The following is a 15262-nucleotide window of genomic DNA, read 5'->3' on the forward strand; positions in this document are numbered from 1 at the left end:
TTTCCACTATTATCTACAGCTTCATAAGTTATAGTATACTTTCCTGCAATGTTAGTGTCTATTGATTCAACAACTTCATTAGAATCATATTTTCTTATAGTTTTTACAACCTTGACTTCACCATCTACATTATCATTTGCCTTTATTTCAGGAATTTTGTATATTTGTCCATTTTCTAATACTATGTCTGTTTCACCTTCATAATCAAAAACTGGTGCTTCTTTATCCTGTGGTTTCTCTGGAGTTTCTGGTTTTTGATTTGGTTCATCCGGTGTCTCAGGATTTTGATCTGGTTCTTCAGGTTTTTCTGGAGTTTCTGGCACATCTGGTGTTGGAATATTCTGAACTTCTTTTACAATTACTGTTATCTCTAGTACATTTTTATTTCCTTTACTATCAGACGCAGTATATGTAATTATATACTCTCCTGATACAGTTGTATCTATACTTTCTACAACTTCATCACCTTTTTTTATTTCCTTTGTAACTGCTACATTACCTTCAACATTATCATATGCTGTTACTTCAGGCTCTACATATTCACTTCCATTTTCTAAAACTATAATTTTATCACCATTATACTCAAATACTGGTGCTTCCTTATCAGCTTCTAATACTTTAACTTTAACAATCAATTCTGATGATTTATTACCACTTGAATCAGTTGCACTATATGTTATTGTGTATAATCCTTCTACATTTGAATCTATATCTTTTACAACTTTACCACTTTCATCTTTTATTACATGTGTTACAGTAACATTTTTATCTAAATTATCCTTTGCCTTTACATCTGGCATTTTAAATTTAGAACCATTTTCAACTATCAATTGTGATGCACCATCATAAATAAGAGTTGGTGCCTTTATATCATTTTTAGTTAACTTATAAATTTCATTTTCAAATTCATCACTATTTGGCACTCTTACTGAAATATAATGTGACTCTTCATCAATATTAGCAGTTCTTAATAATTTAAATAAGCTACTCTTCTCTTTTAAAACTAACTTATATTCAATTTCACTTTCACTTATAGTTTCTTTATCTTGTAGCATAACTTTATATTCGTCTTTTGCAAGATTTAATAATTCCTTTAATGAATTAATATTTTCTGTTTTATATATTACTGGTGATTCTTCTGTTCCTTCTCCACCAACTACAGTTATATCCTCTGGTAACTCCTTGAAGTCATGTGATACACTAAATGTAAATTCATCAAATGCTCCACTACCATCAACTGCACTTACTGTAACAGTTGCAATACCATATCCTTTTGCTACTAACTTAACACCATTTTCAGTTTTTTCAATTGCAATAACTTCTTCATTAGAACTATTCCACTCTATTTCTTTATTAGTTGCATTATCAGGTGTAACTGTTGCAGTTAATTCAATTTCATCCTCACTCTTTATATAATGATTTAAGTTTTCTTTATTGTTTATAGTAACATTTGTTGCTAATATTTCAACATATTCTGTAATAACAATTCCACCTGTACTATTATCAATCTCTTTAGGAACTCTTACTTCTAAATATACTGTTCCAGAATTTCTAAATACAGCTTCCTTTTTAGTCATTTCAAAGCTATATTGAACATAATTTGAAAACTCTTTCTTAGCGCTAGTTATCTTATAATCTTTAGTTGCTTTACTTAATTTTTCATTTAATGAAGTTATTCCATCAGCATCTATAACTTGTACAGCTATTGATTCTTCCTTTGATGAACCTTGTCCACTATTAGGTAATTCTGCTGTACTTCCATTACTAACAACAATCTTTCTTGTAACTGTAGTTACTGCATTATCTGCATCTGTTACTTTGATTTCAGCATCATATCTACCTTCTCCATTTATCTCTGGAACTTTAACACTCGTTGTGTAACTTGTTTCATCAGTTATATTAATTCCACCTAAAATCATTTCTTCTGTTACTACTGTTCCACTCTTTATAACAATAGCACTATCCTGCCCTGATACTATTGGCGCTCTATTAACTCTTACTGTTCTTTGAAGCTTAGTAGTTTTGTTTCCTGAGTCAGTTACAGAATAATTTAATTTATATTCACCTGGTACTGCAGTATTTACTTTTCCATCTATAGATAATTGTGAAGTTAAATTTTCATCTCTATCATCAGTAACAGTTACTCCTGCTTTTGGATTAAAGCTTTCTCCTATATTAATAACCTTATTATCTGCCCCATTAATTACTGGTGCCTTATTAACTTTAACAGATACTTCTCTTTGTACTTCAGTAGTTTTTCCATACTTATCAGTTGCAGAATATGTTAATGTATATTTTGTATCTTCTTCTGGATTTAAGTTTAAATCTCCAGTTACATTTACTTGAAGATTTCTTCCTTTAGCATCTGTTGCAGTTACTCCTTGTAATAAATTAAATACTGTTCCACTTTCAATTTCAACTTTTTCAGCTCCTGTAATTGTTGGTTTTTCAAGTTCTGTATTATACTTTACATTTACCATTAATTTAATAGGCTCTGATTTTTCACCCATACTATCAACAGCATAAACTTTAAATGTATGTGTTCCAACTTCTTCCGAAGTAAATTCTGTTATAAGTGGTTGAGTATCTTCTTTACTTTCGTCAGTTACATTAGTAATATCTCTTACTTCTAAAGTGACTTCATCATTATCTTCGTCTGTCTTTTGTAATTCTTTTATATCATTAAATACTAGCTTTTCACCATCATATATATCTATTACATCTTTATTTGTTGTAACTTTTGGTGCTGTATTTAAATTTATAGACTTTTCATTATAATTAACTGCTAAATCAGAATATTCTGTATTATCTTTTGCAACATATTTGAATAATTCATTAGTATTAGGAATTATATTATATGTTCTGTTATTAGAATCCTTTGCTTCTATTTCTAATGTAAATAATTCTACTTTATTTCCTGTTTTAGGTAATGCACTATCTGATGTAATAATAACATTTAAAGTATTGTCTGCTTCGTTATATGTATAATCTGTAAATATGCTATTCTTAGATGGCTTTTCACTTTCACTAGTTTTTGCCTCTACTGTTTTTGTAAGTAAATCAGCTATTTTATATGTTCCATCTTCATTAGATTTTATCTTTACATTTCCATCTAGCTTAATACTAAATTGCATAGATTTAGCTATATCTTGAATATTATCTAAAGATACCTTTACTGTATTACTAGTTAACTTTTCAACATCAAGATATACAGCTTCTTCTGAAGCTCTGTAAGTAGCTGCCTTCATTATCTCCGGAGCGGCATATATAACTGCCGCCGTCGAAGATATAGCTAATGCTGAGGCAATTGCAACTTTAACTCTTGTCCTTGCTCTCTTCATAAGTTATTCCCCCATTACTATTATCTATTTTCAAATGCTTTGTTCATTAATTCACCATTTATTTCCATTACTGTTGTGTTTTCATTTTTAATTGCTCTTGCATTAGAACTATTAAACTCTATTTCAGGTAATGTGTTTAAATCACTTGGTAATTCATATAAGAACGTATCACTTACTAATCTTTGACCTACTGGTGCTCCATTATTATCTAATTTATTGTATCTGTAAAGTTCAGCTTTAATTGAAGTTCCTTCTATATTATCTACCTGACCTTTATCGCTCTCTACTTTTCCTTGATTATTAGGTTCTATCCAATAAATCCAAGTTCCTTTTGCCACTTCTGAAAGCTCTGAATTTTCTGGTAATGTAGCTAAAAGTATAGTATTTGCTTTTATTGCAAAGTTTTCATCATTTTCATTTAATACTAAAGGTATATTAAATGCAGGATTTCCTCTATACTCACCTGTTACAATTATAGACCCCTTTGGAATAACTTTGCCAGATTCATATTCATAATCAGATTTTAATCTACCAATTCCATTTTTAGATAATTGTTCATTATTATCTGTTCCAATTTCTATATTATCACCAGCAGCCGTTAATAAATCTAACTCTGCTATTGATATTTCAGAATTTCCTTTAGCAACTAATTTAACATATCTTGCATCATATGACCAAAGTTGTTGTGCTTCTGTTTTACCATCTTCGCTAAAATATACTGTTTGAGTAGTCTTAGTGTTGTCAAATGTTCCACTGCTTGCTAATGTCCATCTATTTCCATCTAAACTTGTATACACTTCATATTTTGATATAGGTGTATATACTTTTTCTGTATTTCTACTGAATAGATTTCTAAATGAGAATTTCTTAGCAGTATTTTGTGGTGCTGTGTAAGTTAAACCTACTAATGAATTATTTTTATTTAAATCAATAATTACATATGGATCTTCTCTTCCATCTTTCATACCTTGGAACACTGTATCTGTATTATTGTCATTGATTCTCTTTATTACACCATGTTGCATTGTTCCATGACCACTATGTTCATCTCTTTCATCTTCATCATTAGTTGTATTAGTACTTAATACCCAATCAGTTTCAGAAATACTTCCATTGTGAGCTATTTTAAGTTCTCCTATAACTGTTTCTTCAGTTTTATTTAAATCATAGTCATAAGCAACAACCTTATATGCTACAACTCTATTATTTAATGTATCTATTGAATCAACATAAGTTGTTACCCCTGATTCACTTGTTCTGTCTCTTTCAACAAAACCTACTGGGGATTCCACAATACCTGTTGATGTTGATTCTTTTCTTATAATTTCATATCCTAAAATCTTATCTGAATCTTTTGTTACACTTAAGTTTAATGGAACTTCCTTTTGATTTAAGTAAGATTTAGAAGTAATTTGATTTCCTTCATTATCTGTTCCAAAGTTTGCTACTACTGCTGTGTCCTTAGCCATAGTTTCAGTATTAGATGTATCTAATCTTCTTCTTCTTGCTTCATCATTTAAGTAGTATATAGCTCTTGTTTCTTTTTCATACTTCATTTCATCTAAATATTTATTAGTATTAGGGCTTGCTAATATTCCCCACTTCTCAAAGAACTCTCTTAAATCCTTTTGTGCTGCATCAGAAGCTCTCATGATAAATGTTTGTTCTACTGCATCATATCCTTCTTCCTTCGGTGCTGCTGCTTTCATTCTATTAGCTCTATATAACTTAGCATAGAATGAATCATTATTTGGATCTGTATCTTTATTATTTTCTAGCATTTTATAAGTTTCATTATTATCATATGCTAAATGTAATTGCCAATACATTCCTAGTTTTGCACCTATATCACTAGTTGCTCCAACACTACCTGATGTTACTTTGTCATACATTGTAGTATAAGTTCCATTTTCAAGTCTTGAATTTGCATTTCCATTAAATGTTTGTACAATTAACCCTAAAATATTATTTGTAACTTCAGCTTGAGTTAATCCTGCTACATCTTGAGTATGTCCAATTTCATGAGATATACCCCATCCATATAAACTACCTTCATTAGGATTAGTTATATTTCCTGTAGCATTAAATTTAAATGGTACACCTTGTACTAATCCAATACCAGAGCCTGCATCTATTCCAACATGATGAGAAGATGCATACATAAATGCTCCTGTAAACATTCTTTGATATTTTATATTTATACGGCTTCTTGGAGCTCTATGTTTGTTAAAGTATTCTTGTTCTGTTAATCCATCAATTAGACTAGCAGTATCAGATTTATTATTATCTATTCTTCCATTATTATTAAAGTCAATAGCTGTTTCTGTTACACCTTTTAATGAATATGAAATTTCCATAAGTTGTTCCCAAGCTAAAAGTGCATCATATAATCTGTCAACTTCAGCATTTTCATCTCCATTAAGTCCTTGTGTAATACCTGTTAAAACTTCTGTTGCGCTAAGAGTTAACATTACTCTTTCACTTTCAATTTCTGTACTATTTAATACAGCTGTCTTTTCATCATATTTGTATTGATTATTTTCCTTATCTTCTACTGTTGGGTAAAGACTTGGTAAATCAGATACATATAATTTAAGATTTCTTATGTATTCTCTTATTAAATTCTTAGCTTCTTCTTGTTTATTACTATCAGTTATTATATTATTTACATTTAAATGCGGAATCTTACTTCCACCACTTACACGCACATTTATTTTTTGTTGTTCATACCATCCTGAAACAGGTCTTATATATACATTTCCACCTTTTTCAACATCCATATTAAACTTACCACTTGGTACAGTTACTTCATTTTTACCATTTCCAATTTGTACAGTTCCTAAGTTCCATGTTCCACTTTCTGCATAGTTTTGAGTAAATAATACTTCATATTTGGTGTGTGCTCTTCCTTCTTCAGTTCCCACATAAATATTTATAGTTTCACCTGGTTTAGCAACAACTCCCAATGATTGCCATGCATTTGCTTGACCTAAATTTGGTGAAAAATCAAGTATACTTCCATCAATAGTTAACACTTCTTTATTTAAATTTACATCATCTAAAATCTTTTGTGCTATTTCTAATTCATCTAAAATATTTTTTTGATTTGGATGGTACTCTAAGCTAACTGGATCTATAGCTTTAGCTCTTTCTACAAGTCCATCAATCTTCGCTTGATTTACTTCATCTTTTAATACAAGCTTTAAGTCATCTGCAAATAATCCATTTACCTCATCTTCTAAGCTATCATAATTATAGAATTTCATTTCTGATATACTTAAATTACGTCCTCCTGCAAGATTAAGCTCAACTTGCTTTGCTGTTACAGGCTTTGGTAATTTTACTTCTACATAATTAACTCCATTTTCTGCTCTTTTACTAGAAACTCTAATATCGCTAAGTTGTATTACTTCAACTGGATTATTATATGTTGTATCATCATTTGAGTATACTCTTAATTTAGCTTGCCATGGTAGTGGGTATTTAGAAGTATTTTCTAACTTTGTAGCAAATCTTATAGTATCAAATGTATATTCCTTATCAAATGTTACTATTGGAGCTCTTTGTCCATAATGTACTCCTGAATCCCAATCATTAAGTACCCATGTAGTTGAGTAATCATTATCAAATATACTCATACCATCATTATTTGAAAGTTCTAATGCACCACTTCCTTTTACTGTAACTTTTTCTATATGAGTAACCTTACCATCTTCAACAGTATTTATTAATCCATAGTTTGTAAACTTAGGTGGAACTATTGCTGTTGTCTTTCCTAAATAAGTTTTCGATAATCCACCTGTACCATGATGATTAGTTGCTGTCATCTTAATTTCATATGTTGTTTGATCTTCAAGACCAGTTATTTCATAACTTGTACCTCTTATTAATTCATCTGAATCTTTCTTTTGTTCTGTACTTAAATCATAAGCTCCATCTGGTACATCATTAGTTGTATCACTATCTACATATTTAGGATCATTTGGATCATTTGCCTTTATCCATGCACCTGTTCCAATTTTTCTATAATATAAATCATAGTCTTTAGCTTTTTGATGTGCTTTCCAACTAACTTTTAAACCTTTATATGTTCCAGTAACAGTTATTCCTTCTGGACCTTCCGGTGCTGTTTCTGGTATAACTTGTAATTCAACAATTGAATCTGCACCAAAATAATTTTTATTTGCTACTTCATCTTTTGCATTTGTATCTAAATTACCTGATGTAGAGTTCCATGCATGTGGCATATAGTTATTATCAACATTATCTGGTTTACCATCTTTATCATTTACATTAGTTGCTAAATTTGTTTCTCCTGTTGCATTAGCATCATAATCATCTTGCTCATCTTTATATCCACTTGCCCAATCCTTACCATTTAGAGATTGAATACTAAATCTATAAACACTATATGGTTTTACTTGAGTTATGTTTAATGTATTTTCGCTTGTTTTATAGTGATTAGTTGAAACTACATTTCCACTTTCGTTAAGCTCTTCAACTTTTATTTCATATCCTGTTACGTTTGGTTGGTGATCCCATCCTATAGTCATAGCTTCATTTCCAACAGCAGTTGAACTTGTAAATCTATTAATTACAGGTATATTCATATTTGGTTTTGGTAATTCTTTATATACATTATTTAAAAATTCAACCTTTGCAATTTCTGTTAAATTTTTATTACTTCTACTACCAGTAACATTTATAGTTATTTTACTAACGGCTACTTGCTTTCCTAAGTCAATAACTATTTCATCCATTGCTTCACCTGAAGCTGTTCTAGCTAAACTTTGTTTTACATTACTTTCATCATATTTGTATTCTACACCATCAATAACAACACTTCCTGATGCTGGTCTTGTATTTCTAGGTGCCTTTATCACCACTTGCTCCATGTTTATAGTATTTTCTGCAGCAGTTCTTAAAGACGCTGTTTCTATTTCTGAATCACTTGTTGAACCTGCTAAACTCATTGGAATGCTTATTGGATTTTCTTCAGATATTTCTGGAGCCTCTTCACCATCAACTGTTTTTGTTGATAATGATATTTTTGAACCATCACCTACTAAAATATTCTTTATATCTTGTCCTTCTCCTATAGAAACTTTAGTATCATCTAACTTAACATCTACAGCTTCTGGATTTATAATTGGATCAGTATCAACTATTTCTGCTGTCTTAACTGTTGCTCCTATATTTCCATGTATGTAAGTTAAATCTGTTATGTCAACTTTTGAATCTCTATTTATGTCATATGTAGTAGTATTTGTTTTATTTTTCATTTCTGCTTTAGCAGCTTCATAATCTTCTTTTGTTACAGAGTTTTCTCCATTAACATCTCCTGCTAAAAATACACCTGGATAATATTCAACATTAGCTTCTGATTCATTCTCTGAATTATTATCAGATAGTACTATTCTATTATCGCTTGTCCCTATCTTAACTCTTTTTGATGATTTTGTTATATCAATATTACTAACATTTGCTGTAGTATATCCTGCTCCTTCAACTTTAAGAGAATACTGTCCTAAATCTAAGTTAGTAAATGTTAATTGATAAAAATTTAATTCTTCAGCATCATTTTCAATTGCTATTCTCTTTCCATTTAATGCTTGAAGAGTATAGTTAACATTCCCTATTGTTCCTTCTAAATTATCATTACCTAGTTGAACTTCTCCTACCTTTTCACTATCTTTCATTAAAGTAACTTTTATATTTGTTTTTTCTTTATCAGTGTTTTTTATTGGCATAGCAAAATTCATGTCTAGTTCTAACTTACCAGTTACACTCACCTTTTTATTTGAATCAATACTATCACTTGGTTTTTGCTCATTATTATCTTTTTCTGATGAATTATCTTTTGAGTCTTCCTCTGAATTTGAATTATTGTCATCTCGTTCATTAGAATCTTGATTTTCTTTTGATTCTTCATCAAAAGATTGAGTATTATCATATTTAGTTTCATTTGATGAATCTTCAGCAGAAACATTACTTATCAACTCAGCTTTATTATCTGCAAAAGCTGCAACTGGACTAAATTGAGTAGTTATCATAGCAGCAGCTAAAATGCATGATATTTTTCCTTTATTCATAATTTCCCCCTAGTTGTAATTTTAAATTATTTACATTTTTAAAATTTTATATTTCACTTTATTGGTAAATAATTTTATTTTCGTAATTTTATTATATATTATTTTTTTAATATCAAAAATAATTTTTTCGCGAATTTATAAAATAATTAAACGAACAATTAAAGCTAATAGCCTTATTTAATATTTAATTATAATTAAATATTAAAAATTTTTAATTATATTTTAATCTGCACTTTATAAAAAAATAAATTATTCATAATATAATTAACTTAGAGGTGAATAACAATGAAAAAAATTACTATATCTACAATTATACTTAGTACTTGTTTAGGTTTTGTTGGTTGCTCTAATACAGTTGGATTGAATAATTCATATGAATCAAGTACTACAACTTCATTAAATAATTCAAGTGAAAATACTAATAGCAACACTATAAATACTAATAATATACCTTATTCAACTAATCAAAATTTATCTACTCAAAATATGATTAGTTCTGATGAAGCCAAACAAATAGCACTACAACATGCTAACTTAACAGATAATCAAGTTACTTTTATTAAAGTATCTCAAGATTATGATGATGGTATTAATAAATATGAAATTGAATTTTACTATAATAATACAGAATACGATTATGAAATAAATGCTTACAGTGGTGAAATATTAAAATTTGACTATGATGCAGAATACTATAATCCATCTAATACTATTTCTTATTCAAATTCTCAAAGCTCTTCTACACAAAATTTAATAAGTTCTGATGAGGCAAAAAATATAGCATTGCAACATGCTAACTTAACAGATAATCAAGTTACTTTTATTAAAGTATCTCAAGATTATGATGATGGTATACATATATATGAAGTAGAATTTTACTATAATAATAGAGAATATAATTATGATATAAATGCTATTGACGGCACTATATTATCGTATGAGCAAGACTAAAATACTAATATTAAATTTTTTAAGTTACTTAATATCTCCTATAAATTTTTTATTTTTCTTGATTTTATGATAGAATTAAGTTTTTAGGAGGTATTCTTCATGTCTATAAGTAAAGATTTTTCAAAAGGAAGTGTATCTAAAAATATTTTAAAATTAGCAGTTCCTATGACTTTAGCTCAGCTCATTAATATTCTTTATAATATTGTTGACAGGATGTATATTGGAAGAATTCCTAATGCATCAAGTTTAGCTCTCACAGGTGTTGGAATAACTTTTCCTATTATAACCATAATAATGGCCTTTGCTAATTTATACGGAATGGGTGGTGCTCCACTTTGTTCCATTGAACGTGGAAAAGGAAATAATGAAAAAGCAGAAGAAATTATGGGTAATTCTTTTACTTTATTACTGATTACTGGATTAATGCTTACTATTGTTATATTAATTTTTAAAAAGCCCCTACTATATCTTCTTGGTGCAAGTGATAATACCTTTTCTTACGCTAATGATTATATAACAATTTATCTGTTAGGTAGCGTTTTTGTAATGATCAGCTTAGGTATGAATAGCTTTATTAATTCCCAAGGTTTTGGTCGCATTGGTATGATGACTATTTTGGTAGGTGCCATAACTAATATAATCTTAGACCCAATTTTCATCTTCCTACTACATATGGGCGTAAAAGGAGCTGCTTTAGCCACCATATTTTCACAGTTTCTCTCTGCCATTTGGGTATTTCGCTTTTTAAGGAGCAATGATGCCATACTAAAATTAAAAAAGACATATTTTAAAATAAATATTATTCATTTTAAAAATATAATTACCTTAGGTTTATCAGGATTTATTATGTCCATAACTAATAGTATTGTTCAAATGGTCTGCAATGTTACTCTTCAAAGTTACGGTGGTGACTTATATGTAGGAGTTATGACTGTACTTAATTCCATAAGAGAAATAATTATGATGCCAGTGAAGGGTATTACCAGCGCATCTCAACCTGTTCTTGGCTTTAACTTTGGTGCCAAGAAATATATACGAGTTAAAAGCGCCATAAAATTTAGTTCCATCGCCTGCATAATTTATACTACTTCTATTTGGTTTATATTAATGATCTTTCCACAATTTTTTATTAAGATATTTAATAACGAAGCTAATTTAGTTGCCTTGGCTACTCATTGTATGAATATTTATTTCTTTGGTTTCTTTATGATGTCCCTGCAAATGTCAGCTCAATCAACTTATGTAGCTCTAGGGGAATCTAAAAAAGCAATTTTCTTTTCACTACTTCGTAAAATAATAGTTGTGGTTCCACTTACTATATTACTTCCTAGATTATTTAATTTAAGTACAAATGGAGTATTTTTAGCAGAACCTATTTCTAATTTTATTGGGGGAATAGCTGCTTATTCAACAATGATTTTAACAGTTTGGAAACATCTTAGCATTGAAATTAAAAAAGAAAATGAGTACATAATGCCTTAACATCATGTACTCATATTTTTTAACTTCTTTCCTCTAAAATTTCTTCAAGAATTTCTGCTGCATCTTCTACACAGCCTCTGCATGGACGTAATACTATCCCAGTCCCTATCCCTTTTAATTCCCTGCACATTACAGTGGAGTTTTTTTCTTTAAATCTCCTTGCTATTTCTTGTAACAACTCAATATCATCTTCATTCCACTCTGCTGGATCCTCCATATTTCTATTATCTTTTATAAAGTTAGCTATAACATATGCTCCCATTACAGCTCCACATACCTTATAAGCTCCTCCACTATATTTTCTTACTATGACTTTCATTGTTTCTTCATCAACATCAACTACATCACAAAATGCACAAGCAACAGCTTGTGAACATGTATATCTATTGCTATGTAGCTCTGCAGCTTTTGCTTTTCTATCTATCATATGCAATACCTTTCACCCTCCATAAATTATACCTATATTTAAAGTATACTTAAAATTATTATAGTTGTCATCTTTATAAAAAGTGCCCATTTTCAAAAATTTTCAATACTTTTTAATAAGTCAATTTTATTTTAAAATTTCTCTTATACGATTCGTATTTTCTTCTACCCATCTACATAAGCGTCTACCTTTAATTAGCTGCTCTCTTAATACTTTATCAGCAGTTATATAGCTATTATTAATTCCTTCATTATATCTAACTAAAAAATGAATAATCACATCTAGCCTACGTAACATAATCAAATATGGCATTACTTTTATTTCATCATCAGTTAAAGAGATAAACTTCTTATATCCTGTCATAAAGTTTGTTATATTATCAAATTTAACTTTATCATCTTCATCATTGGCAATAGCTTCTGATAAGCATATGGCTAAATCCATACATCTTAAATCTCTAGCAGTAAACTCAAAATCAAGAATTGCACAAATATTTCTTTTTTCATCTTCTAGCACATTAGAACTATTAATATCACCATGAATAAACTGATGAGGAAGCTCTCTTAATATTGGTATTATGTCTTTAAATTCAATAAAATATTTTTTCAATCCCCCTAAAATACCTCTTTCACTCTTAAAATCCTCAGAAGGATTATCACAAAAATCTATTACATCTTTTAAGGGGCATGTAGGATACGATTTTTCTAATTCATAGCAAGGCTGGTAGCTAGATTGTATTTCTATCTTTACTTGAGATAATTCTCTAGTTATTTCTCCTACAGCCTTACCAAGACTATAAAATTGTTTTTTATCTTTCAAATAAGGATTATTTCCTTTAATGGCTTTGGAAAGAGATGCTAATTTACCATCAATACTTAAAGCTACTGTATCGCCCTTAAAATTAACTTTAGGATTAGGTATAACAAAAGAAAGATTTCTTCTATTTAATTCCTCTAATATCTTATGCTCAAAACCTACTTTTTTCTTATCATTATGACTTTCATATATCCTCAAGACATATTCTTCTTCATTTATAACTAAAAACTTGGTGGTATTATTCATACCACTATTTACATCCTTTACACTATAATTTATATCATTAAAATACTGTTTTAAAATATACTCAATATATTGCTCCTCCAAAACACTTCCTCCCTTTCTTTCATATTAATTATAAACTATGAGATTACTTCTTGAAAATTTATTCTATACCTTATGAATTAATCCTATCACTTGAAGTTAACTCCATAGCAAGTATTTTTATAAATTTAAAACATTTTACATACTTTGTCGATTGTTGTATAATTAACAAGGAAAATAATTACAATTTTAGAAAATTCTAAGGCTTAGATTTTTATTTATAATAAATATTAAATTTTTACACAAGAAAGGATAAACACTATGGCTAACATTGGAATATTTGACGTTTTAGGCCCAATTATGATTGGTCCATCATCTTCACATACAGCTGGTGCTGCTAGATTAGGTAAAATAGCAAGAACTATTGTTAACAAACCTATTAAAGATGTAACATTCTTACTTCATGGTTCTTTTAAAGAAACTTATAAAGGACATGGGACAGACCGTGCATTAGTTGCTGGTATCTTAGGAATGGTGCCTGATGATGAAAGATTAAGAGATGCTCTTTTAATTGCTGAGAAAGAAGGATTAGAAGTACACTTCTTACCAGCAGATTTAGGACAAGTTCATCCTAATACAGTAAAAATCCTTATGACAGATTGTGATGATATTAATTGGGAAGTGCTCGGCTCATCTATCGGTGGTAGACTAGTTGAAATATACGAAATAAACGGAAATAAAGTTAAAATAACTGGAGAATATCCAACAATCATCACATGCTACGATGATATTCCTGGTACTGTATCAAAAGTTTCAACATTATTCTACGATAACGATATTAACATAGCTCATATGACTCTTGTAAGAAGTCAAAAAGGTAAAGATGCTACAATGACTTTCGAAGTAGATAACAATGTATCAGAAGAATTAATAGCTGCAATCAAAGCAGTTGAAGGTGTAAACCGTGTTATTTTAATAAATTCTTTAGGAGGTAATTAATAATGAAAATTGCTAGATCAGGTAAAGAACTTTTAGAAATCTGTGCTGCTGAACAAATTTCATTAAGTGAATATGCTATTCGTCAAGAAATGGAACTTAAAAATGTTTCTCGTGAAGATCTTTTTGCTCAAATGAAAATAACTCTTGATGCAATGAAAGAATCAGCTACTGCTGGTAGAGAAAAGAAGGTTTACTCTTTAAGCGGGCTTATAAGGGGAGATGCTTACCGTCTTCAACAATACTGCAATACTGGAAACTCATTAATGGGTAACGGAATTGTTATGGCTATGGCTATTTCTTCTTCAGAAGTAAATGGTGCTATGGGTAAAATAGTTGCTTGTCCAACAGCTGGATCTTGTGGGATTCTTCCTGCAGTAATTCTAACAACTGGGCACTTATTAAACAAAACTGATGATGAATTAATTCAAGGTTTATTTGCCGCTTCTGCCATTGGAATGATTATCGGAATGAACGCTACATTCTCAGGTGCTGAAGGTGGATGTCAAGCTGAATGTGGTTCTGCTGCTGCTATGGCTTCAGGTGCTGTAGTTGAACTTATGGGTGGAACACCAAAGATGAGTTTAGATGCCGCTGCTATCATCTTTAAAAATGTATTAGGATTAGTTTGTGACCCTGTTGCAGGTCTTGTTGAAATACCTTGTGCAAAGAGAAATGTCTCTGGTGCAATAAATGCTTTATGTACTGCTGATATGGTTATGGCAGGTGTTAATTCAAAGATACCTTTTGATGATGCTGTTGCTGCTATGTACAAAGTTGGTACAGGCTTACCTGAAGAATTAAGAGAAACTGCTTTAGGTGGATGTGCTATTACACCAACTGGTAAAGCTCTTCAAGAAAAAGTTTTTGGTAAAAAGGAAAATTAGTAATAA

General features: G+C 29.8%; 8 protein-coding genes. 4 read left to right on the forward strand and 4 right to left on the reverse strand.

What is annotated here, in order from left to right:
* Together BHW04_RS03955 and BHW04_RS03960 are read right to left on the reverse strand one after the other, a co-directional pair.
* Positions 1–3341 (reverse strand): immunoglobulin-like domain-containing protein (locus BHW04_RS03955; protein ID WP_302698948.1); only part of this gene is annotated, 3341 nt, incomplete at its 3' end.
* A 20-nt stretch (positions 3342–3361) separates the two neighbouring features.
* Positions 3362–9433 (reverse strand): M60 family metallopeptidase, encoded by a 6072-nt coding sequence (locus BHW04_RS03960; protein WP_302698949.1) that lies wholly within the window; start codon positions 9431–9433, stop codon positions 3362–3364.
* Between the two features lie 285 nt (positions 9434–9718).
* Here BHW04_RS03960 and BHW04_RS03965 point away from each other — a divergent pair, with 285 nt between their 5' ends.
* Both BHW04_RS03965 and BHW04_RS03970 read left to right on the forward strand, forming a co-directional pair.
* The gene (locus BHW04_RS03965; RefSeq protein ID WP_302698950.1) at positions 9719–10384 is read left to right on the forward strand and encodes a PepSY domain-containing protein; all 666 of its coding nucleotides are present in this window, start codon (positions 9719–9721) and stop codon (positions 10382–10384) included.
* 99 nt (positions 10385–10483) lie between these two features.
* The gene (locus BHW04_RS03970) at positions 10484–11866 is read left to right on the forward strand and encodes an MATE family efflux transporter (RefSeq protein ID WP_302698952.1); all 1383 of its coding nucleotides are present in this window, start codon (positions 10484–10486) and stop codon (positions 11864–11866) included.
* Between the two features lie 19 nt (positions 11867–11885).
* Here BHW04_RS03970 and BHW04_RS03975 read toward each other — a convergent pair whose 3' ends face one another.
* Both BHW04_RS03975 and BHW04_RS03980 read right to left on the reverse strand, forming a co-directional pair.
* Positions 11886–12293, reverse strand: coding sequence for a C-GCAxxG-C-C family protein (locus BHW04_RS03975; RefSeq protein WP_302698954.1), 408 nt, complete (start codon positions 12291–12293; stop codon positions 11886–11888).
* Positions 12294–12419: 126 nt separating this feature from the next.
* Positions 12420–13436, reverse strand: a complete 1017-nt coding sequence (locus BHW04_RS03980) for a phosphotransferase (RefSeq protein ID WP_302698956.1) — start codon at positions 13434–13436, stop codon at positions 12420–12422.
* A gap of 258 nt (positions 13437–13694) precedes the next feature.
* Here BHW04_RS03980 and sdaAB point away from each other — a divergent pair, with 258 nt between their 5' ends.
* Together sdaAB and sdaAA are read left to right on the forward strand one after the other, a co-directional pair.
* Entirely contained in the window at positions 13695–14372 is a 678-nt protein-coding gene (gene sdaAB, locus BHW04_RS03985) for an L-serine ammonia-lyase, iron-sulfur-dependent subunit beta (protein ID WP_302698957.1), read from the forward strand.
* Positions 14373–14374: 2 nt separating this feature from the next.
* Entirely contained in the window at positions 14375–15256 is an 882-nt protein-coding gene (gene sdaAA / locus BHW04_RS03990) for an L-serine ammonia-lyase, iron-sulfur-dependent, subunit alpha (RefSeq protein WP_302698959.1), read from the forward strand.
* Positions 15257–15262: the final 6 nt, after the last annotated feature.

It is taken from the genome of Clostridium sp. 29_15 (assembly GCF_001916075.1).
Classification (GTDB): domain Bacteria; phylum Bacillota; class Clostridia; order Clostridiales; family Clostridiaceae; genus Clostridium; species Clostridium lentum.

Excerpts from the sequence above, each read along its gene's own strand:
- BHW04_RS03960 (WP_302698949.1), bottom strand. The coding sequence starts at position 9,433 with ATGAATAAAGGAAAAATATCATGCATTTTAGCTGCTGCTATGATAACT.
- BHW04_RS03965 (WP_302698950.1), top strand. The coding sequence starts at position 9,719 with ATGAAAAAAATTACTATATCTACAATTATACTTAGTACTTGTTTAGGT.
- BHW04_RS03970 (WP_302698952.1), top strand. The coding sequence starts at position 10,484 with ATGTCTATAAGTAAAGATTTTTCAAAAGGAAGTGTATCTAAAAATATT.
- BHW04_RS03975 (WP_302698954.1), bottom strand. The coding sequence starts at position 12,293 with ATGATAGATAGAAAAGCAAAAGCTGCAGAGCTACATAGCAATAGATAT.
- sdaAB (WP_302698957.1), top strand. The coding sequence starts at position 13,695 with ATGGCTAACATTGGAATATTTGACGTTTTAGGCCCAATTATGATTGGT.
- sdaAA (WP_302698959.1), top strand. The coding sequence starts at position 14,375 with ATGAAAATTGCTAGATCAGGTAAAGAACTTTTAGAAATCTGTGCTGCT.